General features: G+C 71.3%; 21 protein-coding genes. 12 read left to right on the top strand and 9 right to left on the bottom strand.

Going from position 1 to position 22,804, the window contains the following annotated elements; all coding sequences use genetic code 11:
• The first annotated feature begins 115 nt into the window (after positions 1–115).
• Positions 116–949, top strand: coding sequence for an HAD-IB family hydrolase (locus AB0J12_RS23850; RefSeq protein WP_363266393.1), 834 nt, complete (start codon positions 116–118; stop codon positions 947–949).
• Positions 950–1,332: 383 nt separating this feature from the next.
• Here AB0J12_RS23850 and AB0J12_RS23845 read toward each other — a convergent pair whose 3' ends face one another.
• Positions 1,333–2,157 carry an oxidoreductase gene (locus AB0J12_RS23845; RefSeq protein ID WP_363266392.1) on the bottom strand — a complete coding sequence of 275 codons (825 nt, stop codon included), beginning with the start codon at positions 2,155–2,157 and terminating at the stop codon, positions 1,333–1,335.
• Between the two features lie 101 nt (positions 2,158–2,258).
• Between AB0J12_RS23845 and AB0J12_RS23840 the strand changes: the two genes are divergently transcribed.
• Positions 2,259–3,239 (top strand): ATP-binding protein, encoded by a 981-nt coding sequence (locus AB0J12_RS23840; RefSeq protein WP_363266391.1) that lies wholly within the window; start codon positions 2,259–2,261, stop codon positions 3,237–3,239.
• 15 nt (positions 3,240–3,254) lie between these two features.
• Here AB0J12_RS23840 and AB0J12_RS23835 read toward each other — a convergent pair whose 3' ends face one another.
• Entirely contained in the window at positions 3,255–4,535 is a 1,281-nt protein-coding gene (locus AB0J12_RS23835) for a hypothetical protein (protein WP_363266390.1), read from the bottom strand.
• A gap of 343 nt (positions 4,536–4,878) precedes the next feature.
• Between AB0J12_RS23835 and AB0J12_RS23830 the strand changes: the two genes are divergently transcribed.
• The 6 genes from AB0J12_RS23830 to AB0J12_RS23805 all read left to right on the top strand — a co-directional run bounded on the left by AB0J12_RS23830 (position 4,879) and on the right by AB0J12_RS23805 (position 13,299).
• A complete protein-coding gene (locus tag AB0J12_RS23830) occupies positions 4,879–7,338 on the top strand; it encodes a SulP family inorganic anion transporter (protein WP_363266389.1) in 2,460 nt (819 codons plus the stop codon).
• Positions 7,339–7,658: 320 nt separating this feature from the next.
• Positions 7,659–9,623, top strand: coding sequence for an acetate--CoA ligase (acs, locus tag AB0J12_RS23825; protein ID WP_363266388.1), 1,965 nt, complete (start codon positions 7,659–7,661; stop codon positions 9,621–9,623).
• A 277-nt stretch (positions 9,624–9,900) separates the two neighbouring features.
• Complete coding sequence (gene nhaA / locus AB0J12_RS23820; RefSeq protein WP_363266387.1) at positions 9,901–11,364, top strand: Na+/H+ antiporter NhaA; 1,464 nt, start codon at positions 9,901–9,903, stop codon at positions 11,362–11,364.
• A 154-nt stretch (positions 11,365–11,518) separates the two neighbouring features.
• Positions 11,519–12,034: a phage holin family protein gene (locus tag AB0J12_RS23815; protein WP_363266386.1), complete on the top strand. Its 516-nt coding sequence runs from the start codon at positions 11,519–11,521 to the stop codon at positions 12,032–12,034.
• On the top strand, positions 12,031–12,990 hold the full coding sequence (locus tag AB0J12_RS23810) for an alpha/beta hydrolase (RefSeq protein WP_363266385.1): 960 nt from the start codon (positions 12,031–12,033) through the stop codon (positions 12,988–12,990). The genes AB0J12_RS23815 and AB0J12_RS23810 overlap by 4 nt, the downstream gene beginning before the upstream one ends.
• Positions 12,991–13,116: 126 nt before the next feature.
• Complete coding sequence (locus tag AB0J12_RS23805; protein WP_363266384.1) at positions 13,117–13,299, top strand: hypothetical protein; 183 nt, start codon at positions 13,117–13,119, stop codon at positions 13,297–13,299.
• 45 nt (positions 13,300–13,344) lie between these two features.
• Here AB0J12_RS23805 and AB0J12_RS23800 read toward each other — a convergent pair whose 3' ends face one another.
• The 3 genes from AB0J12_RS23800 to nth form a co-directional block, all read right to left on the bottom strand.
• Positions 13,345–14,544 (bottom strand): MarP family serine protease, encoded by a 1,200-nt coding sequence (locus tag AB0J12_RS23800; protein WP_363266383.1) that lies wholly within the window; start codon positions 14,542–14,544, stop codon positions 13,345–13,347.
• 13 nt (positions 14,545–14,557) lie between these two features.
• Positions 14,558–15,253: a CoA pyrophosphatase gene (locus AB0J12_RS23795; protein ID WP_363266382.1), complete on the bottom strand. Its 696-nt coding sequence runs from the start codon at positions 15,251–15,253 to the stop codon at positions 14,558–14,560.
• Positions 15,254–15,340: 87 nt separating this feature from the next.
• Complete coding sequence (gene nth, locus AB0J12_RS23790; RefSeq protein ID WP_363266381.1) at positions 15,341–16,429, bottom strand: endonuclease III; 1,089 nt, start codon at positions 16,427–16,429, stop codon at positions 15,341–15,343.
• A gap of 363 nt (positions 16,430–16,792) precedes the next feature.
• Here nth and AB0J12_RS23785 point away from each other — a divergent pair, with 363 nt between their 5' ends.
• Together AB0J12_RS23785 and AB0J12_RS23780 are read left to right on the top strand one after the other, a co-directional pair.
• A complete protein-coding gene (locus tag AB0J12_RS23785) occupies positions 16,793–17,467 on the top strand; it encodes a Crp/Fnr family transcriptional regulator (RefSeq protein WP_363266380.1) in 675 nt (224 codons plus the stop codon).
• Between the two features lie 170 nt (positions 17,468–17,637).
• A complete protein-coding gene (locus AB0J12_RS23780; protein ID WP_363266379.1) occupies positions 17,638–17,832 on the top strand; it encodes a hypothetical protein in 195 nt (64 codons plus the stop codon).
• Here AB0J12_RS23780 and AB0J12_RS23775 read toward each other — a convergent pair.
• From AB0J12_RS23775 to AB0J12_RS23760, 4 genes are read right to left on the bottom strand one after another with little or no spacing between them, the layout of a single operon-like run.
• Positions 17,829–18,659, bottom strand: a complete 831-nt coding sequence (locus AB0J12_RS23775; protein ID WP_363266378.1) for an MBL fold metallo-hydrolase — start codon at positions 18,657–18,659, stop codon at positions 17,829–17,831. The two genes, AB0J12_RS23780 and AB0J12_RS23775, sit on opposite strands and share 4 nt — an antisense overlap.
• Positions 18,660–18,661: 2 nt before the next feature.
• On the bottom strand, positions 18,662–19,537 hold the full coding sequence (locus AB0J12_RS23770; protein ID WP_363266377.1) for an NUDIX hydrolase: 876 nt from the start codon (positions 19,535–19,537) through the stop codon (positions 18,662–18,664).
• A gap of 56 nt (positions 19,538–19,593) precedes the next feature.
• A complete protein-coding gene (locus AB0J12_RS23765; RefSeq protein WP_363266376.1) occupies positions 19,594–20,058 on the bottom strand; it encodes a RidA family protein in 465 nt (154 codons plus the stop codon).
• Positions 20,055–20,216, bottom strand: coding sequence for a DUF4177 domain-containing protein (locus AB0J12_RS23760; RefSeq protein ID WP_003975360.1), 162 nt, complete (start codon positions 20,214–20,216; stop codon positions 20,055–20,057). The genes AB0J12_RS23765 and AB0J12_RS23760 overlap by 4 nt, the downstream gene beginning before the upstream one ends.
• Before the next feature lie 153 nt (positions 20,217–20,369).
• Here AB0J12_RS23760 and AB0J12_RS23755 point away from each other — a divergent pair, with 153 nt between their 5' ends.
• On the top strand, positions 20,370–21,347 hold the full coding sequence (locus tag AB0J12_RS23755) for an ArsA-related P-loop ATPase (RefSeq protein ID WP_363266375.1): 978 nt from the start codon (positions 20,370–20,372) through the stop codon (positions 21,345–21,347).
• Entirely contained in the window at positions 21,344–22,753 is a 1,410-nt protein-coding gene (locus tag AB0J12_RS23750) for an ArsA family ATPase (protein ID WP_363266374.1), read from the top strand. Before AB0J12_RS23755 ends, AB0J12_RS23750 begins: the two co-directional genes overlap by 4 nt.
• The last annotated feature ends 51 nt before the right edge of the window (positions 22,754–22,804 follow it).

The following is a 22,804-nucleotide window of genomic DNA, read 5'->3' as shown; positions in this document are numbered from 1 at the left end:
GGAGGAGTCGGACCGGGTTAGCACGGTCGCGAACGATCCGTGACTTCCATGGTGTACCCGAGAGGCCTCTCAGGCAAACCCACACGCCCCACCTTACGCCGAATGGGCTGCCCCTATGCTCTGGGGCGTGGAAAACCACTCCTTGCCCCGCACAGCGGCCTTCTTTGACCTGGACAAGACGGTCATTGCGAAGTCGAGCACGCTCACCTTCAGCAAGTCGTTCTACCAGGGCGGACTGATCAACCGCCGCGCCGTCTTGCGGACCGCATATGCCCAGTTCGTGTTCCTGGCCGGCGGCGCCGACCACGACCAGATGGAGCGCATGCGCGCGTACCTCTCCGCGCTGTGCCGCGGCTGGAACGTGCGGCAGGTCAAGGAGCTCGTGGCCGAGACCCTGCACGAGCTGATCGACCCGATCATCTACGACGAGGCCGCCTCCCTCATCGAGCAGCACCACACCGCGGGCCGCGACGTCGTGATCGTCTCCACCTCCGGCGCCGAAGTCGTCGAGCCGATCGGGGAGCTGCTCGGCGCGGACCGCGTGGTCGCCACCCGCATGGTCGTGGGCGACGACGGCTGTTTCACCGGCGAGGTGGAGTACTACGCCTACGGCCCGACGAAGGCGGAGGCCGTCAGGGAGCTCGCCGTGTCCGAGGGGTACGACCTGACCCGCTGCTACGCCTACAGCGACTCGGCGACCGACCTGCCGATGCTGGAGGCCGTCGGGCATCCCCACGCCGTCAACCCGGACCGCACCCTGCGCCGCGAGGCACTCGCGCGCGGGTGGCCGGTCCTCGACTTCCACCGGCCGGTGCGCCTCAAGCAGCGCATTCCGGGGCTCTCGGTCCCGCCGCGGCCGGCATTGGTGGTGGCCGCGGCCATAGGCGCCGCGGCGGCCACGGCAGGCCTCGTCTGGTACGCGAGCCGCCGTCGCCCGGGCGTGGTCTGACCTGCACCGTCCCGCATTCGCGCCCAAGGCGTCCGTTTACATACCGTTTGAGACCAAAAGTAAAGAAGTGCAGGCAGGGCTTTCGCTTGCTCCCGGTCTGGAGTAAAAAGGACTCAACGGCCCGCGAGACCAAAGGACATCCGCGAGGATCACCTTTACGACGCATTTTGGCCCCACGGACCGAGCATGAACACCGGGCACCCACGCGACGTCGACCCGTCGATTACGGGCCAGCCGCACCAGGTGACGGGCGAAGTTCCCGACCTGATGGGCATATTTCGAGGACGCATGGTAACTGGGTGAACATGCCAGCGGCGGTACGAGTTCCTCGTACCGCCGCAACCCTTTCCGGCACCCCTGTCGGGTGCGTTCCCTCTCTGCGGTTACGCCGCCCCGCGCTGCAGTGCCTCGCAGACGGCCGTCGACTCGCGGGCGCCCAGCTCCACCGCCCGGCCGCAGTGCGCGATCCACGCCGCCATGCCGTCGGGCGTGCCGGAGACATACCCGTCGAGGGCCGCCAGATAGGCCGCCCGGCCCAGCTCGGCATGGCCCACCTCGGCCGGGCAGATCGCCTTGGGATCCAGACCGCTGCCGATCAGGACGATCCGCTCGGCCGTACGCGCGACCAGGCCGTTGTGGGAGGTGAACGGCCGCAGCGCGAGCAGCTCCCCGTGAACGACGGCCGCCGTCACCAGAGCGGGCGCCGAGCTGCCCTCGATGATCAGGTCGGCGAGCCCCTCCAGGCGGCCGGAGACCTCGGCCGCACTCGGCAGCGCCAGCTCGACCAGCGGTTCGTCGACGTCCTCGCCGGCCTGCCGCGGCCGCCCCACCCGGTCGTCGTCACTCGCGGCCGCCACCAGGTGCAGCCGCGCCAGCACCCGCAGCGGCGACTGCCGCCAGATGGACAGCAGCTGCCCCGCCTCGGCGGTCAGCCGCAGCGCCGCGCCCACCACGCGCGCCTCGTCGTCACCGCCGAAGTCGGTGCGCCGGCGCACCTCCTCCAGCGCCCAGTCGGCGCCGGACAGCGCGGCGGAGCCGCGGGCGCCGCGCAGTGCCGCCTCGGAGGTGATCGCGGGACTGCGGCGGCGCATGATCCGGTGCCCGTACACCCGGTCCACGGCCTTGCGTACGGACTCCACGGACTCGGCCACACCGGGCAGGTCGCCGAGGGCGGCGAGAGGATCGGCGGTCGCGCCTGTCGTACTCATGGGTACGACAGTACGCACCCCGGCCCTCCCGCCCACGAAGGAGTGGTCTTCTTCACGCAGACCGGCCACGCACCGCGATCTCTCGACTACGCTTGGTGAACATGAAAATTGCTTTCGTCGGGAAGGGCGGCAGCGGCAAGACCACCCTCTCCTCCCTGTTCATCCGGCATCTCGCGGCCACGGGCGCGCCGGTCGTCGCCGTCGACGCCGACATCAACCAGCATCTGGGAGCCGCCCTCGGCCTCGACGAGACGGAGGCCGCCGCCCTGCCGGCGATGGGCGAGCACCTGCCGCTCATCAAGGACTACCTGCGCGGCAGCAATCCGCGGATCGCCTCCGCCGATACGATGATCAAGACGACGCCGCCCGGCGAGGGCTCCCGGCTGCTGCGGGTCCGAGAGGACAACCCGGTCTACGACGCCTGCGCCCGGCCAGTGGAACTCGACGGCGGCGCCGTCCGTTTGATGGTCACCGGCCCCTTCACGGACGCAGACCTGGGGGTCGCCTGCTACCACTCCAAGACGGGAGCGGTGGAGCTGTGCCTGAACCACCTGGTGGACGGACCCGGCGAGTACGTCGTGGTGGACATGACGGCGGGCTCGGACTCCTTCGCCTCCGGCATGTTCACCCGCTTCGACATGACGTTCCTCGTCGCCGAGCCCACCAGGAAGGGGGTCTCCGTCTACCGCCAGTACAAGGAGTACGCCCGCGACTTCGGCGTCGCGCTGAAGGTCGTCGGCAACAAGGTGCAGGGCCAGGACGACGTCGACTTCCTCCGCGCCGAGGCCGTCGACGACCTGCTGGTGACGGTGGGGCACTCCGACTGGGTGCGCGCCATGGAGAAGGGCCGCCCGCCCCGGTTCGACCTCCTGGAGGACACCAACCGTCTCGCGCTGCGGGAGTTGCAGGCGGCCGCCGACGCGACGTACGCACGGCGCGACTGGGCGCGCTACACCCGGCAGATGGTGCACTTCCATCTGAAGAACGCCCAGTCCTGGGGCAACGCGCGCACCGGGGCCGACCTGGCGGCACAGGTCGACCCCGACTTCGTGCTCGGCGAGGAGATCGCCGCTGCCGTGTGAGCAAGTGGCATACGGCTACGGCTTGGCGGCCGGCGCCCCGGGGACACCCTTGGGCGCCGGTGCCGGACGGCCGCTGAGGAAGGACGCCCAGCCCTGCTTCGGGGCCTCGCCGACCTCCAGGCTGCGCAACTTGGCCAGGGTCTGCGGGTCCTGGGCGTCCAGCCAGTCGGCGAGCTGCCGGAAGGACACGCAGCGCACGTCGGGCTTGTTGCAGACCTCCTTGACGACGTCCCCGACGGCGCGCATGTAGGTGCCGCCGTTCCAGGACTCGAAGTGGTTGCCGATGACCAGGGGCGCGCGGTTGCCGTCGTAGGCGCGCTGGAAGCCCTTGAGCAGGCCGTCGCGCATCTGGTCGCCCCACTGGTCGTACATGCTGGGATCGCCCTGGGTCTTGGTGCCGGACTGGTTGACCATGAAGTTGTAGTCCATGGTCAGCTGCTCGTAGGAGTGGCCGGGGAAGGGCACCAGCTGCATGGACAGGTCCCACAGGCCCTCCTTCTTGCCGGGCCAGACCTGGTTGTTCACGCCGCTGGTGTCGTAGCGGAAGCCCAGTTCGCGGGCGGCCTTCATGAAGTTCTTCTGGCCCTCCAGGCACGGGGTGCGGGCGCCGATCAGCTCCTTGTCGTAGTCGAAGGGCAGCGGTGCCGCCTTCGCCATCCCCGTGTTGGTCTTCCAGGACTTCACGAACTGCTTGGCCTGGGTGATCTCGTCCTTCCACTCGTCGACCGACCACTCGCCCACTCCGCCGTCCTTGCCGCAGAAGTGGCCGTTGAAGTGGGTGCCGATCTCGTTGCCCTCCAGCCAGGCCAGGCGCAGTTGCTTGACGGTGTCGGCGATGCCCTGGTTGTCGTTGAAGCCGATGTCGGAGCGGCCCGGCGAGTGCTGAGGCGGCCGGTACAGATCGCGCTTGTCCTCCGGCAGCATGTACACGCCGCTGAGGAAGAAGGTCATCGTGGCGTGGTTGGCCTTGGCGACCTCGCGGAAGTGGGAGAAGAGCTTCTGGCTGTCCTCGCCTGCGCCGTCCCAGGAGAACACCACGAACTGCGGGGGCTTCTGACCCGGCTTCAGCCGCTCGGGCCTGGGCAGATGCGGCTGCGCCCCGGTGTAGGCGGTGGAGCCGTCGCCGATGAGCCGGACCGCACTCTTGGGGGCGGCGGCGGGCTTGTGCTTCTGCGGGCCGGAGGCCCCTGCTCGCTCTCCGCTGGATCCACCGGTTCCCATCGTGCAACCGGCCAGCGATGCGGCAACGGCCACGGCGGCCACGGCGCCTGCGGCGATCCTCTGGGTGGCGGCCATCTTCCGCCCACCTTCTTCCTTCTCTCAGGCCAACGCCGATGAGGGCGTCTTGACGGTGCGCGGCCGGGGCCCGGGCCGGGCTCAGCCGACATCGCCGTCAAGGTCGCACGGGGCCGAGAAGGAATTAGTACGACAAGCCGACGAAATGCCTACTTCCCCCTAGTGAGTGATTTGTTACCCCATTTGCGCGGAATACCCTTGCTTGCTCTTTACTCTGCATTACGATTCATTTACTCGTTATTGGTACATCCCGCCGCTGCACTCGTGACCCACGGCCGCGACCGGCCCCGCGCTCGACCGGGAGCCGGAACCCCGACCGCGCTGCCCCGAAGGAGACGGGAACATGTCAGCCTGCACCCCAGCCCGCGCGGACCACGCGACGCGCACCGAGCGCGTCCACCCGCCGCACAGCCCGCCGCCCGCACCGCACCGCCGCTTCCCGCTCGCGGGGGCGGATGTGTCCGCTTCGATCGCGGTGTTCCTCATCGCGCTGCCTCTGTCCCTCGGCATCGCCCTCGCCACCGGCGCGCCCCTGCAGGCCGGTCTCGTCGCCGCCGCGGTGGGTGGCCTGGTCGCCGGCCGCCTGGGCGGCTCCCCGCTCCAGGTAAGCGGCCCCGCCGCCGGCCTCACCGTTGTCACCGCCGACCTCATCCACCGCTACGGCTGGCGGGCAACCTGCGCCATCACCGTCCTCGCCGGAGCGGCTCAACTCGCCCTCGGCTTCCTGCGCGTGGCCCGCTCCGCGCTCGCCGTGAGCCCCGCCATCGTGCACGGCATGCTCGCCGGCATCGGCGTCACCATCGCCGTCGCCCAGCTGCACATCGTCCTCGGCGGCAACCCGCAGAGCTCCGTTCTCGCCAACCTCCGGGCACTCCCCGCGCAGTTGGCCGGTCTCCAGCCGGCCGCCGTGGCCGTCAGCACGCTGACCCTGGCGGTACTGCTGCTGTGGCCGCGCCTGCCCGGCCGGGCCGGACGTCTGCTGCGCACGGTCCCCGCGCCCCTGGTCGCGGTCGCCGCGGGCACCGCGACCGCCGCTCTCGCCGGGCTCACGCTGCCCAGCGTCGATCTGCCCTCCTGGCGCAGTCACGCCCTGCCGGCACTGCCCGAGGGCCCGGTGCCCGGCCTGATCGCCGCCGTGCTCACCATCACCCTGGTGTGCAGTGTGCAGTCGCTGCTCGGCGCGGTCGCCGTGGACAAGCTGGTTTCCTCGCGCCCCGGGCCCGGCCCCCGCGTCCACCGCTCGGACCTGGACCGCGAACTGCTCGGGCAGGGAGCCGCGAACATCGTCTCCGGGGCGCTCGGCGGGCTGCCCGTCGCGGGCGTGGCCGTGCGCAGCACCGCGAATGTGCGCGCGGGTGCCGTGAGCCGGAACTCCACGATGCTGCACGGCGTTCTCGTAGTGGTGGCCGCGCTGCTGCTGGTCCCGCTCCTGGAGCTCATCCCGCTCGCCTCGCTCGCCGCCCTGGTGATGGCCGTCGGCATCCAGATGGTGTCCCTGCACCACATCCGCACGGTGACCCGGCACCGGGAAGCGGTGGCGTACACCGTCACCGCCCTCGGCGTGGTGGCCCTCGGCGTCCTGCAGGGCGTGGCGCTGGGGATCGCCGTGGCCGTCGCCGTCGCCCTGAACCGCCTCGCGCACACCCGCATCACGCACCACCAGGAGAAGGGAATTCATCACGTACGGGTCCGGGGACAGTTGACCTTCCTCGCGGTGCCACGGCTCAGCCGGGCCCTGCATCTCGTGCCTCAAGGCGCCGACGTCGTCGTCGAGTTGGACGGCTCCTTCATGGACCACGCGGCGTACGAGGCCCTGCAGGACTGGCAGAAGACGCACACCGCCCAAGGCGGCACCGCCGAGCTGACCGGCCGCCGCCCCGGCACCCACCCCACCGGCCCTGCCGATACCCCCACCACCACGGCGTCCGGCACGAGACCGGCGCACGGCGATCCGGCATCCACCGCCACGGGCTGCCGCTGCCGGCCCTGGACACCATGGCGCAACCACCGGTGCGCGGTACCTCTCACCGCACCGCCGAGCGAGCCGCCTTCGGCGAAGCAGGCGGGCGACGCACCGGTCACCGCGCCCGCGGATGAGACCTGCGCCTCCCGGCCGGCCGACGCCTACCAGCTCACCCACGGGATCAGTGCCTTCCAGCGCAACACCGCCCCGCTGGTCCGGGAGGAGCTGGCGCGGCTGGCGCGGGAGGGGCAGCGGCCCTCGCAGCTCTTCCTCACCTGCGCCGACTCGCGGCTGGTCACGTCGATGATCACCTCCAGTGGTCCGGGCGACCTGTTCGTCGTACGCAACGTCGGCAACCTCGTGCCGCCGCCGGGCGCGGAGGGCGGGGACGACTCGGTGGCGGCGGCGATCGAGTACGCGGTGGACGTGCTGAAGGTCCGGTCCGTGACCGTGTGCGGGCACTCCGGCTGCGGCGCCATGCAGGCGCTGCTCGGCACCGAGCCCGGGGGCGCACGGACGCCGCTGAAGCGGTGGCTGCGGCACGGGCTGCCGAGTCTGGAGCGCATGGCCGACACCGGCCGGCCCCGGCCGCGGCTGGCCGGGCGGCTGCCCGCCGACCAGATGGAACAGCTGTGCCTGGCCAACGTCGTGCAGCAGCTGGAGCATCTGCGCTCCCACGCGTCGGTGGCCCGGGCGCTGCGGGACGGGGAACTGGAGCTGCACGGGATGTACTTCGACGTGGGCGAGGCGCAGGCGTACCTGCTCACCGGGACGGACGGCGGAGAGGAGGTGGCAGGCCAGCGATTCGACCGGGTGCTGGCGGCCGGAGTGCCGGGATGAGGCGGTCCCGGGCGAGTCATTCGCAGTGACCCCGGCCGAGGTGGCCGGCGCAGGCCGGCGCCGCTGAGGCAGGTCCGAAAGCCTGGCGTAGGAGCGCATCGGCTCGTGGATCGCATGCGTCAACGGCCTGGCCGCGCTCGGTTGCGAGCCGAATGCACTGGGTAGGCGCGGCCCTCGAGGGGGAGAACCTCCGTGGGCCGTGGGGGCCGTGACCCGGGCGTGAACGGGTGACAGGATGCGGGAAGGGGTTGACCAGCCCCGTCGACCCCTCGGAGAATCAAGGGCGTTGATTGGTCTAAACCACTTTGGACGGTGTTCGGATGGCAACCAACGAAGGTCCTTCCCTCTCGAACCTCCTCAAGGAGGAGCGTCGCTTCTCGCCGCCTGCCGAGCTCGCTGCGCACGCCAACGTCACGGCCGAGGCGTATGAGCAGGCCGAGGCCGACCGGCTCGGCTTCTGGGCCGAGCAGGCCCGCCGGCTGAGCTGGGCCAAGGAGCCGACCGAGACGCTGGACTGGTCGAACCCGCCGTTCGCGAAGTGGTTCAAGGACGGGCAGCTCAACGTCGCGTACAACTGCGTGGACCGCCACGTCGAGGCCGGCCACGGCGACCGGGTCGCCATCCACTTCGAGGGCGAGCCCGGCGACAGCCGCGCGATCACCTACGCCCAGCTCAAGGACGAGGTGTCCCAGGCCGCCAACGCCCTGCTGGAGCTGGGTGTGCGCAAGGGCGACCGGGTCGCGATCTACATGCCGATGATCCCGGAGACGGCGATCGCCATGCTCGCCTGCGCCCGCATCGGCGCCGCGCACTCGGTGGTCTTCGGCGGCTTCTCCGCCGACGCCCTGGCCACCCGCATCCAGGACGCCGACGCGCGCGTGGTCATCACCTCCGACGGCGGCTACCGGCGCGGCAAGCCGTCCGCGCTCAAGCCGGCCGTGGACGAGGCGGTCGGCCGCGTGGACAACGTCGACCACGTACTCGTCGTACGCCGCACGGGCCAGGACGTCGCCTGGACCGAGGGCCGGGACGTGTGGTGGCACGAGCTGGTGGAGCGGCAGAGCACCGAGCACACCCCGGAGGCGTTCGACGCCGAGCACCCGCTGTTCATCCTGTACACGTCCGGTACGACCGGGAAGCCGAAGGGCATCCTGCACACCTCCGGCGGCTACCTCACCCAGACCGCGTACACGCACTGGGCGGTCTTCGACCTGAAGCCGGAGACGGACGTCTACTGGTGCACCGCCGACGTCGGCTGGGTCACCGGCCACTCCTACATCGTCTACGGCCCGCTGGCCAACGGCGCGACCCAAGTGATGTACGAGGGCACGCCGGACACCCCGCACCAGGGCCGGTTCTGGGAGATCGTCCAGAAGTACAAGGTCACGATCCTCTACACGGCCCCCACGGCGATCCGGACGTTCATGAAGTGGGGCGACGACATCCCCGCCAAGTTCGACCTGTCCAGCCTGCGCGTGCTGGGCTCGGTGGGTGAGCCGATCAACCCCGAGGCGTGGATCTGGTACCGCAAGAACATCGGCGCCGACACGACGCCGGTCGTGGACACCTGGTGGCAGACCGAGACCGGCGCGATGATGATCTCGCCGCTGCCCGGGGTCACCGCCGCCAAGCCCGGTTCCGCGCAGACCCCGCTGCCCGGCATCAGCGCGACCGTCGTCGACGACGAGGCGAACGAGGTGCCCAACGGCGGCGGCGGTTACCTGGTGCTCACCGAGCCGTGGCCGTCGATGCTGCGCACCATCTGGGGCGACGACCAGCGGTTCATCGACACCTACTGGTCGCGTTTCGAGGGCAAGTACTTCGCCGGTGACGGCGCGAAGAAGGACGACGACGGCGACATCTGGCTCCTGGGCCGCGTCGACGACGTCATGCTGGTATCCGGGCACAACATCTCCACCACCGAGGTCGAGTCCGCGCTGGTCTCGCACCCGTCGGTGGCCGAGGCGGCAGTCGTCGGCGCCGCCGACGAGACGACCGGGCAGGCGATCGTCGCCTTCGTGATCCTGCGCGGCACGGCGTCCGAGACCGAGAAGCTGATCGACGAGCTGCGGGCTCACGTCGGCTCCACGCTGGGCCCGATCGCCAAGCCCCAGCGCATCCTGCCGGTGGCGGAGCTGCCCAAGACCCGCTCCGGCAAGATCATGCGCCGGCTGCTGCGCGATGTGGCCGAGAACCGGCAGCTCGGTGACGTCACCACGCTCACCGACTCCACCGTCATGGACCTCATCCAGGACAAGCTGCCGAAGGCGCCGAGCGAGGACTGACCACAGGGCAAAGGACCGCAGGGTCACAGGGCCACAGGATCAAGGACCGCAGGACCGCAGGACCCGAGGACTGACCGGTCGAGGTCACGGGCACCCGGAGCGCAGCGCGCCGGGTGCCCGTGCCGTATCCCGGCCCGGTCTCCGGGTGCCTCCGGCTCGCCGCTTAGGTAAACTAAGCAAAGCGTCGACGACGCGAGGATCCTCGTCAGGATCACAGGTGCGCCGGGAAGTCTGGTCGGCAAGCGTTCAGCCCTGCCCACCGACCGGAGGTCCCACCGTGACCGCGCCCCGCCCCACCACCGCCCGCAAGGTCCTCGACCGGCTGTCGCTGCCGGAGCGGACCTTCGTCGCGGACGCGCTGCGCACCGAGACCGTCGGCGGTGTGCTGCTGCTTCTCGCCGCGATCGCGGCCCTGGTGTGGGCGAACATCCCGGCGCTGCGGGACAGCTACCACAGCGTCAGCGACTTCCACTTCGGCCCGTCGGCGCTCGGACTCGACCTCTCCGTGGTGCACTGGGCCGCCGACGGGCTGCTGGCGGTCTTCTTCTTCGTCGCCGGGATCGAGCTCAAGCGCGAGCTGGTCGCCGGCGACCTGCGCGATCCGAGAGCCGCCGCGCTGCCCGTCGTGGCGGCACTGTGCGGCATGGCCGTGCCCGCGCTCGTCTACGCGATCACCAACCTCACCGGTGGCGGCTCGCTCGGCGGCTGGGCGGTGCCGACCGCCACCGACATCGCGTTCGCGCTGGCCGTGCTGGCCGTCATCGGCACCTCGCTGCCGAGCGCGCTGCGCGCCTTCCTGCTCACCCTCGCCGTCGTCGACGACCTCTTCGCGATCCTGATCATCGCGGTCTTCTTCACCGACCGGATCAACTTCGCCGCGCTCGGCGGCGCGGTCGTCGGCCTCGTCGTCTTCTGGCTGCTGCTGCGGCGGGGGGTGCGCGGCTGGTACGTGTACGTGCCGCTCGCGGTGGTGATCTGGGGGCTGATGTACAACAGCGGCATCCACGCCACCATCGCCGGCGTCGCGATGGGGCTGATGCTGCGCTGCACCACCCGTGAAGGCGAGCAGCACTCCCCCGGCGAGCACATCGAGCATCGGGTACGGCCGCTGTCGGCGGGGCTCGCCGTGCCGCTGTTCGCGCTGTTCAGCGCCGGTGTGTCGCTCACGCCGCACGCGCTAGGCGACGTCTTCACCAAGCCGGAGACCCTCGGCGTCGTCCTCGGCCTGGTCGTCGGCAAGACGATCGGCATCTTCGGCGGGACCTGGCTGACCGCCCGGTTCACGCGGGCCACCCTCAACGAGGACCTGGCCTGGGCGGACGTCTTCGCGGTGTCGTCGCTGGCCGGGATCGGCTTCACGGTCTCGCTGCTGATCGGGGAGCTGGCCTTCGCACGCGACGCGCTTCTCACGGACGAGGTGAAGGCCGCCGTACTGACCGGGTCGGTGATCGCGGCGGCCGCGGCGACGGTGCTGCTGAAGATCCGCAACGCCAGGTACCGACGCCTGGTCGAGGTGGAGGAGCGCGACGAGGACCTCGACGGCATCCCGGACATCTACGAGGAGGACGACCCGGAGTACCACCTGCGCATGGCCGCCCTCTACGAGCGCAAGGCCGCGGAGCACCGCCGGACCGCCGAGGAGAAGGCCGCGCAACGCGATGCCGCCGCTGCCGAGGGCGGGGCCGCCGGGCAACGCCGTACCGGCGAGGGGGACGCCGCCGAGGACCGCCGTACGGCATGAGGCGCGGCACGCGGTAGCCGAAGTGGCGGGCGGGGAAGGCGAGGATGAGGACCGTCCGGCATGATCTGACGGGACGGTACAAAAGACGGGACCCGACGCCGTCCGCGGACATGTCAGGCGGATACGGACCCGAACGCGAGAGAGGGAGACCGCGATGAGCGCACCCGACGGCAGCCCGGTCGGCGCCGAACGCAGCATCGGCCAGCTGTTCGCCTCCGCGACGACCGAGATGTCGGCGCTGGTGCACGACGAGATCGCGCTGGCGAAGGCGCAGCTGAAGCAGGACGTCAAGAAGGGCGCGATGAGCGGTGGCGCGTTCAGCGTGGCCGGCGCGGTCCTGGTGTTCTCACTGCCGATGCTGAACTTCGCCCTCGCCTACGGCATCCACGCCTGGACCGGCGGCCACAACGGCCAGGACGGCTGGAACCTCGGCTGGTGCTTCCTGCTGTCCTTCGCCGCGAACGTCCTGATCGCGGGCCTGCTCGCGCTGATCGGCGTCGTCTTCGCCAAGAAGACCAAGAAGAGCAAGGGCCCGCAGAAGGTCGCCGCCTCCATGAAGGAGACGGCGGGCGTGCTGCAGAACGCCAAGCCGCACCCGCGTCCCGAGGTGCCGGCGCTTGAGGACCGCAAGCCCGAGGCCATCGAGGCTGTGGCACGCTCATCCTCATGACGGACCCCGCCACCCCCTCGGCCCAGCCGCAGCCGGCCGCCTCGGACGTACGCATCGACATCCCCGGCGGCAGACGAGTGAAGCACCGGGACGTCGCCGCCAACGGCGCCCGCTTCCACATCGCGGAACTCGGTGACGGCCCGCTGGTCATGCTGGTGCACGGCTTCCCGCAGTTCTGGTGGACCTGGCGGCACCAGCTGACCGCGCTGGCCGACGCCGGGTACCGGGCCGTCGCGATGGACCTGCGAGGCGTCGGCGGCAGCGACCGCACGCCCCGCGGTTACGACCCGGCCAACCTCGCCCTCGACATCACCGGCGTGATCCGCTCCCTGGGCGAGCCCGACGCCGCGCTGGTCGGCCACGACCTGGGCGGCTACCTCGCCTGGACGGCGGCCGTGATGCGCCCCAAGCTGGTCCGCCGGCTCGTGGTGGCCTCCATGCCGCATCCGCGACGCTGGCGCTCGGCCATGCTCGCCGACGTCCGGCAGTCCCGGGCCGGCTCGCACATCTGGGGCTTCCAGCGGCCATGGATCCCCGAACGGCAGCTCACCGCCGACGGCGGCGCGCTGGTCGGGCGGCTGATCCGGGACTGGTCCGGACCGCGCCTGCCGGAGGACGACGCGGTGCGGACGTATCAGCGCGCGATGTGCATCCCCTCCACGGCGCACTGCTCGGTGGAGCCCTACCGCTGGCTGGTGCGCTCGCTGGGCCGGCCGGACGGCGTCCAGTTCTACCGGCGGATGAAGCGGCCCGTACGCGTGCCGACGCTGCATCTGCACGGCTCGCTCGACCCGGTGATGCGCACCCGCAGCGCGGCCGGCTCCGGCGAGTACGTCGAAGCGCCGTACCGCTGGCGTCTGTTCGACGGCCTCGGGCACTTCCCGCACGAGGAGGACCCGGTCGCATTCTCCACCGAACTGGTCAATTGGCTGAAGGATCCCGAACCCGATCGGTGACGGAATGACCGCGCCCGGTATCGGGTTCCGAACTCCTGTGCCTCGAACGGCCAATTGCCGCCCGCATAGGCCAATTGGGGGTCCGCGGGGCGGTTATCGACCTTGGGAGAGGGCACACGTCCGGGTATGGGCTGGACGCACGACTACAGTGACGTGGCACGCAACCGCCGCTCGGGCAGCACCCTGAGCTCCCACCAGCGAGGCGGCACTCCGCAACTCACGGGGAACGACCCCCGGGTGGGCATTTCGCTCATCCTGCGCCGCCGCGCCCGCTGGGTCTCCGTGCGCCTGCGTCACACGCGCGACTGAGCGGCCCGGGGGGCCGCCGGGACCACAACCCCGCGCACCTGTCCCTCAGAGCGCGCAACTGTCGCTGTCGACCTGCTGGTTCGCCTGACGCCCCTTGGCGATGTCGTCCTTGATCTCGTCCATGCTGAGCGCGTAACCGGTCTCGGCGTCGTCCAGGGACTTCGCGAACACCACGCCGTAGACCTTGCCCTCGGGCGTCAGCAGCGGGCCGCCGGAGTTGCCCTGGCGGACGGTCGCGTACAGCGAGTACACGTCACGGCTGACGGTGCCACGGTGGTAGATGTCCGGGCCGTTGGCCGTGATCCGCCCGCGGACCCGGGCGGCGCGCACGTCGTAGGAGCCGTTCTCCGGGAAGCCGGCGACGATCGCGCCGTCCCCGCTGGCGGCGTCCTGCGAGGAGAACCGCAGCGCGGGCGCGTCCAGGTCCGGCACGTCGAGTACGGCGATGTCGCGCCGCCAGTCGTAGAGGACGACCGTCGCGTCGTACTTGCGGCCCTGGCCGCCTATCTGCACGGTGGGCTCGTCGACGCCGCCGACGACGTGTGCGTTGGTCATCACGCGGCGCTCGCCGAAGACGAAGCCGGTGCCCTCCAGGACCTTGCCGCAGCCCTGCGCGGTGCCCATCACCTTCACGATGGACTTCTGGGCGCGCACCGCGACCGGGCTGTTCACGAGCGCGGGGTCGGGCGGCTTGACCTCCTTGATCGGCTCGTTGGCGAACGGGCTGAAGACCTGCGGGAAGCCGTTCTGCGCGAGGACCGAGGTGAAGTCCTTGAACCAGGTGTCGGCCTGCGCGGGCATCGCCTCCGACACGCCCAGCAGCACCTTGGAGCCCCGCACTTCCCGGCTCAGCGTGGGCAGCGTGGTCTGCGCGAGCGCGGAGCCGATCAGCCACGCCACCAGCAGCATCGCCACGACGTTGACCAGGGCGCCGCCGGTGGCGTCCAGGGCGCGGGCCGGGGACCAGGTGATGTACCGGCGCAGCTTGTTGCCGAGGTGGGTGGTCAGGGCCTGCCCGACCGAGGCGGAGACGATCACCACGACGATCGCGACGACCGCCGCCGTGGTGCTGACCTCGGCGTGGTCGGTCAGCGCGGCCCAGATGACCGGCAGGGTGTACACGGCGACGAGACCGCCGCCGAGGAAGCCGATCACCGACAGGATGCCGACGACGAAGCCCTGGCGGTAGCCGACGACCGCGAACCAGACGGCCGCGACCAGCAACAGGATGTCCAGCACGTTCACGTCAGACACCCTGTCATGCGCGCCAGTCGAGCGGGACCTGGCGGTCGCGGTCCCAGGGGACCTCCCAGCCGGAGTAGTGCAGCAGACGGTCGATCACACCGGCTGTGAACCCCCACACCAGAGCCGATTCCACCAGGAACGCCGGGCCTCGGTGGCCGCTGGGGTGGACGGTCGTGGCGCGGTTGGCGGGGTTCGTGAGATCCGCCACGGGCACCGTGAACACCCGCGCGGTCTCGGCCGGGTCGACCACGCCGACCGGGCTCGGCTCGCGCCACCAGCCGAGCACCGGCGTGACCACGAAAGCGCTGACCGGGATGTACAGCTTCGGCAGCACGCCGAAGAGCTGCACCCCGCGCGGGTCGAGACCCGTCTCCTCCTCGGCCTCGCGCAGCGCCGCCCGCAGCGGGCCGTCCCCGGCGGGGTCGCCGTCCTCGGGGTCGAGGGCGCCGCCCGGGAAGGACGGCTGACCGGCATGCGACCTCAGGGAGCCGGCGCGCTCCATCAGCAGCAGCTCGGGGCCGCGCTCGCCCTCGCCGAACAGGATCAGCACGGCCGACTGGCGTCCCGCGCCGTCCTCGGGCGGCAGGAAGCGGCTGAGCTGCAGCGGCTTGACCGTCTCGGCGGCTCGCACCACCGGGTCCAGCCAGTCCGGCAGCCCGTCCTTGCTCAGCGTCACCGGGCCGCCCTGTGTGTTGCTCGCACGCGTCATCGCCACCCCCGTCGTCCTGCCCAGTCCAACGTCCGGCGACACCGAGATCGTTCCGCCCCGCACCGGGACCGTTCCGTCATCGGGATCTCAGCCCCCGGCCCCCAGCGGCGGGGCCGGCTTGCCGCCCGCGTCGAGATAGGCCTGCGGCGGGTTGAGCCGCTGGCCGGGAAAGCCGCCTTTTTCGTACTTCAGCAGCTTCTTCGCCTTCTCCGGATCGGTCTCGCCCTCGCCGTACGCCGGGCACAGCGGGGCGATGGGGCAGGCGCCGCAGGCGGGCTTGCGGGCGTGGCAGATGCGGCGGCCGTGCCAGATCACGTGGTGCGACAGATCCGTCCACTCGCTCTTCGGGAACAGCGCGCCGACCGCGGCCTCGATCTTGTCCGGGTCGGTCTCCTCGGTCCACTTCCAGCGCCGCACGAGCCGCTGGAAGTGCGTGTCCACGGTGATACCGGGCCGGCCGAACGCGTTCCCCAGCACGACGAACGCGGTCTTGCGGCCCACGCCGGGCAGCTTGACGAGGTCCTCCAGCCTGCCGGGCACCTCGCCGCCGAAGTCCTCCACCAGCGCCTTCGACAGCCCTGTCACCGACTTGGTCTTGGCCCGGAAGAAGCCGCAGGGGCGCAGGATCTCCTCGACCTCTTCGGGGTTGGCCGCGGCGAGGTCCTCGGGGGTGGGGTACTTGGCGAAGAGCGCCGGGGTCGTCTGATTGACCCTCAGGTCGGTGGTCTGGGCGGACAGGACGGTCGCGACCAGCAGTTGGAAGGGGTTGGTGAAGTCCAGTTCGGGGTGGGCGTAGGGATAGACCTCGGCGAGCTCGCGGTTGATCCGGCGCGCGCGGCGAACGAGGGCGGTACGGGACTCGCCCGACGGCGTCGTCTCCGTGATCGTCTGCGCCGGAGGGACGCCCTTGACGGCGGCGGTGGCCTTCTTGGGGGCGACGATCGCCTTCTTCAGGGCAGGAGCCTTCTTGACGGCGGCCTTCTTCGCGGCGGGAGCCTTTTTCGCCGCCGATGTCTTCTTCGGGGGCGCTGCCTTCTTGGCGGCAACCGTCTTCTTCGCGGCAACCGTCTTCTTCGCGGCAGCCGTCTTCTTCGCGGGCGCCTTCTTGGCCGCCGTCGGCTCCTTCGCCGTCGCCGACTCCTTCGCCGCCTTCTTTGCCGCTGCCGTCTTCCTCACGCCCTTCCTGTCCGCCGCCTTCTCCCCCACCGCCCCGAGTGTGGCGTTTGTCGCATTTCCAGCACCGCCCGAGCCCTGTTCGCCCACAGCGGAATCCCGACGTACAACCACCCGCCCAGCCCCCTTGGCCTGCGCTCTCACCGGCGATTTGGACACTCGGCCAGCCTAGAGCCCGGCACCGACATCCGTCCCGGACCGCGAAGATCGGCGTCCAATTGGCCCCCTGCCGCGTACCCCGGGACAGGTGTACGGCATCCTTGTGACAGATCACACTGTTTGGACCGTCCGGCAAAATGGGCACCACGGACCCCTGGTACACCGGGGGAACAAGATCCCCTGAGCAGGTCGAATAGGAGAGAACTCGTGGACGACGTTCTGCGGCGCAACCCGCTCTTCGCGGCGCTCGACGACGAGCAGGCCGCGGAGCTCCGCGCCTCCATGACGGAGGTGACCCTCGCACGCGGCGACTCCCTGTTCCACGAGGGTGACCCCGGCGACCGGTTGTACGTCGTCACCGAGGGCAAGGTGAAGCTGCACCGCACGTCCCCCGACGGGCGCGAGAACATGCTCGCGGTGGTCGGCCCCGGCGAGCTGATCGGTGAGCTGTCCCTGTTCGACCCGGGCCCCCGTACGGCCACGGCGACCGCGTTGACCGAGGTCAAGCTGCTGGGCCTGGGCCACGGCGACCTCCAGCCCTGGCTGAACGCCCGCCCCGAGGTGGCCTCCGCGCTGCTGCGCGCCGTCGCCCGGCGCCTGCGCAAGACCAACGACGCCATGTCCGACCTGGTCTTCTCCGACGTGCCCGGCCGTGTCGCGCGTGCCCTGCTGGACCTGTCCCGCCGCTTCGGCGTGCAGTCGGAGGAGGGCATCCACGTCGTCCACGACCTCACGCAGGAGGAGCTGGCGCAGCTCGTGGGCGCGTCCCGCGAGACGGTGAACAAGGCGCTCGCCGACTTCGCCGGGCGCGGCTGGCTGCGCCTGGAGGCGCGCGCCGTGATCCTGCTGGACGTGGAGCGCCTCGCGAAGCGCTCGCGCTGACCCCGGGTGCGGCGACATACAGCCGCTTGCGCACCTGTCCGCAGGCAGAGTGCGTACGCGGCCGACATCGCCGTGCGTCCAGCCACAGCCCCCGTTCTGCCCGGTCGTGGCAGCGGCGCGGGAGCGGCTGCCCGCCCTGTGCGGGCCACGGCTGCACAGCGCGTACGTCCATGGGTCGCTCACGCGCGGTGTGCGCCAGGTACTACCCCGAGCGCGTCGGCCAGCTGCGCGAGGCCGCCCGGTACGGCCACGACCCCGTGGCGGGCACGGCCGTTCCGCGGCGTCACGTCGACGACCTCGGGCCCTGGCGCGCGCAGGAGTACACGCGCGTGCACGGCACGAAGGGCACGCGCGCCTCGGCCTAGATCAGCCCGTGCTCGCTGAGGTAGTCCAGCTGGGCCCGTACCGACAGCTCCGCCGCAGGCCACAGGGAGCGATCGACGTCGGCGTACACGTGCGCGACGACCTCCGCCGGGCTGCGGTAGCCGTCCTCGACCGCCGTCTCGACCTGGGCGAGGCGGTGGGCGCGGTGGGCGAGGTAGTACTCGACGGCGCCCTGGGCGTCCTCCAGGACGGGCCCGTGGCCGGGCAGGACCGTGTGCACGCCGTCGTCGACGGTCAGCGAGCGCAGCCGGCGCAGGGAGTCCAGGTAGTCGCCGAGGCGACCGTCGGGGTGCGCGACGACGGTCGTACCGCGGCCGAGGATCGTGTCGCCGGTGAGGACCGCCCGGTCGGCCGGCAGGTGGAAGCACAGGGAGTCCGCGGTGTGCCCGGGCGTGGGGACGACGCGCAGCTCCAGCCCGCCGACCGTGATCACGTTCCCGGCGGCCAGGCCCTCGTCGCCGAGCCGCAGCGCCGGGTCGAGGGCCCGCACGCGCGTGCCGGTGATCTCGGCGAAGCGGGCGGCGCCCTCGGCGTGGTCCGGGTGGCCGTGCGTGAGCAGGGTGAGGGCGACGCGTTTGCCGGCCTGCTCGGCGGTGTCGACGACCGCCCGCAGGTGGCCCTCGTGCAGCGGGCCGGGGTCGATCACGACGGCCAGATCGGAGTCCGGCTCGGAGACGATCCAGGTGTTGGTGCCGTCCAGGGTCATCGCGGACGCGTTGGGCGCGAGGACGTTGACCGCGCGCGCTGTCGCCGGGCCGGTGCGGACCGCGCCGCGCGGCTGGCCGGGAAGGGTGCTGGCGTCGGTCATGCTCAGGCTCCACCGCTCGGATGCGTCGGTACGTGCTTGGTGAACTCGTCGTGCCCCGGCCAGGTCAGCACCACCTCGCCGTCCTCCAGCCGGGCCTGGGCCAGCACGGGGGTCATGTCACGGCCGGGCGCGGCGGCCAGCGCCTCGGCGGCGCTCGCGTACGGCGCGAGCTGACGCAGGGTCGCGATGGTGGGCGGCATCATCAGCAGCTCGCCCTTGTCGTACGACGCCGCCGCGTCGGCCGGGCGGATCCACACCGTGCGGTCGGCCTCGGTGGAGGCGTTGCGGGTGCGCTGGCCGGCCGGCAGGGCGGCGACGAAGAACCAGGTGTCGTAACGGCGGGGTTCGAAGGCGGGGGTGATCCAGCGGGTCCAGGCGCCCAGCAGATCCGAGCGCAGCACCAGGCCGCGGCGGTCCAGGAACTCGGCGAAGGACAGGTCACGGGCGACCAGGGCGGCGCGGTCGGCCTCCCAGTCGTCGCCCGTGGTGTCGCCGACGACCGACTCGGGCGTGGGGCCCGCGAGCAGGACGCCCGCCTCCTCGTACGTCTCGCGCACGGCGGCGCAGACGACCGCCTGGGCCGCAGGCTCGTCGTCCACACCGAGCCGCTTCGCCCACCACGCGCGCGTGGGGCCCGCCCAGCGGACCAGGGCGTCGTCGTCGCGCGGGTCGACGCCGCCGCCGGGATAGGCGTACGCGCCTCCGGCGAAGGCCATGGAGGCGCGTCTGCGCAGCATGTGGACGGCCGGGCCGCCGTCGGCGTCCCTCAGCAGCATGACGGTCGCCGCGCGCTTGGGCGCGACCGGAGTGAGGGTGCCGTCCGCGAGTGCGCGGATGCGGTCCGGCCAGTCCGGGGGAAACCACTGCCCATTCGCCATGGCCGGAGGCTATCCCGTGGTGAGCGAATGTTCGAGAGGTGATGGGGTGCGGTGGCTCAGGGGGCCAGCTCGACCTGGATCTCGACCTCGACCGGCGCGTCCAGCGGCAGCACCGCCACGCCGACCGCGCTGCGCGCGTGCACGCCCTTGTCGCCCAGGACCTCGCCGAGCAGCTCGCTCGCGCCGTTGACCACACCCGGCTGGCCGGTGAAGTCGGACGCCGAGGCGACGAAGCCGACGACCTTCACCACGCGCGCGATGCGGTCCAGGTCACCCGCGACCGACTTCACGGCGGCCAGGGCGTTGAGGGCGCACGTGCGGGCCAGCTCCTTGGCCTCCTCGGCGGTGACCTCGGCGCCCACCTTGCCGGTGACGGGCAGCTTGCCCTCGACCATGGGCAGCTGACCCGCGGTGTACACGTACGGGCCGGACTGCACGGCCGGCTGGTAGGCGGCGAGCGGCGGCACGACCTCCGGGAGCGTCAGTCCCAGCTCGGCGAGCTTCTCCTCGACGGCGCTCATGCCTGCTTCTCCCGCTTCAGGTAGGCCACCAGCTGCTCGGGGTTGTTCGGGCCGGGCACGACCTGGACGAGCTCCCAGCCGTCCTCGCCCCAGGTGTCCAGAATCTGCTTCGTGGCATGGACGAGCAGCGGCACGGTTGCGTATTCCCACTTGGTCATGGGGGGACTGTAGCCGCTGCGCCGCACCGCCCCTTCGACCTGCCCCCGGGACGTCTCGTGACCCCGGTTTTCCACAACCTGGCGCACTCGTCGCCACCCCGTTGTCCACAGCCTGCGGGTTGACGCGGACGCGGACTGGTTACGCTCGAAGACGTGAGCAGGCTCCAGGTCGTCAGCGGTAAGGGCGGGACCGGAAAGACGACGGTCGCCGCGGCCCTCGCGCTGGCCCTCGCGACGGAGGGGAAGCGGACGCTTCTCGTCGAGGTCGAGGGCCGGCAAGGCATCGCACAACTCTTCGAGACGGAGGCGTTGCCCTATGAGGAACGCAAGATCGCCGTAGCCCGCGGGGGCGGGGAGGTGTTCGCCCTGGCCATCGACCCCGAACTGGCGCTGCTGGACTACCTCCAGATGTTCTACAAGCTCGGCAGTGCCGGCCGCGCCCTGAAGAAGCTCGGCGCGATCGACTTCGCCACCACCATCGCGCCCGGCCTCAGGGACGTGCTCCTGACCGGCAAGGCGTGCGAGGCGGTGCGCCGCAAGGAGAAGTCGGGGCGGTTCGTCTACGACTACGTCGTGATGGACGCGCCGCCCACCGGCCGCATCACCCGGTTCCTGAACGTCAACGACGAGGTCGCCGGCCTCGCCAAGATCGGCCCGATACACAATCAGGCGCAGGCCGTGATGCGGGTGCTGAAGTCGGCGGAGACCGCCGTGCATCTGGTCACGCTGTTGGAGGAGATGCCGGTCCAGGAGACCGCGGACGGCATCGCCGAGCTGCGGTCGGCGCGGCTGCCGGTGGGCCGGATCATCGTGAACATGGTGCGGCCCGGGCTGCTGGACGGGACCGAGCTGGACCTCGTACGGACCACGCCGCGCGCGGCCCTGGCGCAGTCGCTGTCCGCGGCCGGCCTCGGCGGGGCGCGCCGTGGCGGGCACGCCGATCGGCTGGTGGGCCCGCTGCTGGAGCAGGCCGAGGAGTACGCCGAGCGGCACGCGCTGGAGCAGGAGCAGCGGGCCGTGCTGGGCGAGCTGGGCCTGCCGTTGCACGAGCTGCCGCTGCTCGCCGAGGGCATGGACCTGGCGGGCCTGTACCAACTCGCCACCGAACTGCGGAAGCAGGGGATCGCATGAGCCCGGACCCGGCCCACGCCTCGGAGGGGGCCCGCACGTCGGAGCGTGCCCGCGCGGCGGAGGGCGCCCGCGGGCTCTCGCCCGCGCGTGTGCTCGACGTGGACCCGATCCTCGACGACCCGAAGACGCGCATCGTGGTGTGCTGCGGCTCCGGCGGCGTCGGGAAGACGACGACCGCGGCGGCGCTCGGCCTGCGCGCCGCCGAGCGCGGTCGCAAGGTGGTCGTGCTCACCATCGACCCCGCCAAGCGGCTCGCGCAGTCCATGGGCATCGACTCGCTCGACAACGTCCCGCGCCGGGTCAAGGGCATCGAGGAGTCCGCCGGCGGCGAGCTGCACGCGATGATGCTCGACATGAAGCGCACCTTCGACGAGATCGTCGAGGCGCACGCGGACGGCGACCGGGCGGCCGTGATCTTGAACAACCCCTTCTACCAGTCGCTCTCGGCGGGCTTCGCGGGCACGCAGGAGTACATGGCGATGGAGAAGCTGGGCCAGCTGCGGGCCCGGGACGAGTGGGACCTGATCGTGGTCGACACCCCGCCGTCCCGCTCCGCGCTGGACTTCCTGGACGCGCCCAAGCGGCTGGGCTCGTTTCTGGACGGCCGGCTGATCCGGCTGCTGACGGCGCCGGCGAAGCTGGGCGGCCGGGCCGGGATGAAGTTCCTGAATGTCGGCATGTCGATGATGACCGGCACGCTCGGCAAGCTGCTCGGCGGTCAGCTGCTCAAGGACGTCCAGACGTTCGTGGCGGCCATGGACACGACGTTCGGCGGGTTCCGCACGCGCGCGGACGCGACGTACAAGCTGCTCCAGGCGCCGGGGACGGCGTTCCTGGTGGTCGCGGCCCCGGAGCGGGACGCGTTGCGCGAGGCCGCGTACTTCGTGCAGCGGCTGGCGGCGGAGAAGATGCCGCTCGCCGGCCTGGTGCTCAACCGCGTCCACGGCAGCGGCGCCCCCCAGCTCTCGGCCGAGCGGGCGCTTGCCGCCGCGGAAAATCTTGAGGAAGCCGGCATTGTGGATCAGGGGGACGGGAAAGCTGGACTTCGTAACTCTCCCGACACGTACGGAAGTTCCGTATCGACAAGCGCCGAAGGCACCGAGAACTCCGACGGCACCACGCACGCCGAGGTCACCGAGAACCCTGACGGCACCGAGGACGAGGCTCCCCCGCCCGCCGAGGACGGCACCCGGAACGTCGATCAGCTCACCGCGGGTCTGTTGCGACTGCACGCCGAGCGGATGCAGCTGCTCTCCCGCGAGCAGCGCACACGCGACCGCTTCACCGCGCTCCATCCCGAGGTCGCGGTGACCGAAGTGGCCGCGCTGCCCGGCGATGTGCACGACCTCGCGGGGCTGCGGGACATCGGAACACGACTCGCGGCCAACCGGCCGGAACTGCCGTAGCGCGACAACAGGCCGCACGTCGGGGTCCCAGCACGTCGGCGTACCAGCGCG

Origin of the sequence: Streptomyces sp. NPDC049915 (assembly GCF_040656475.1) — a bacterium.
Taxonomy (GTDB): domain Bacteria; phylum Actinomycetota; class Actinomycetes; order Streptomycetales; family Streptomycetaceae; genus Streptomyces.
Note: the sequence above shows the minus strand (reverse complement) of the source record. Positions and strands in the feature narration are given on the sequence as shown.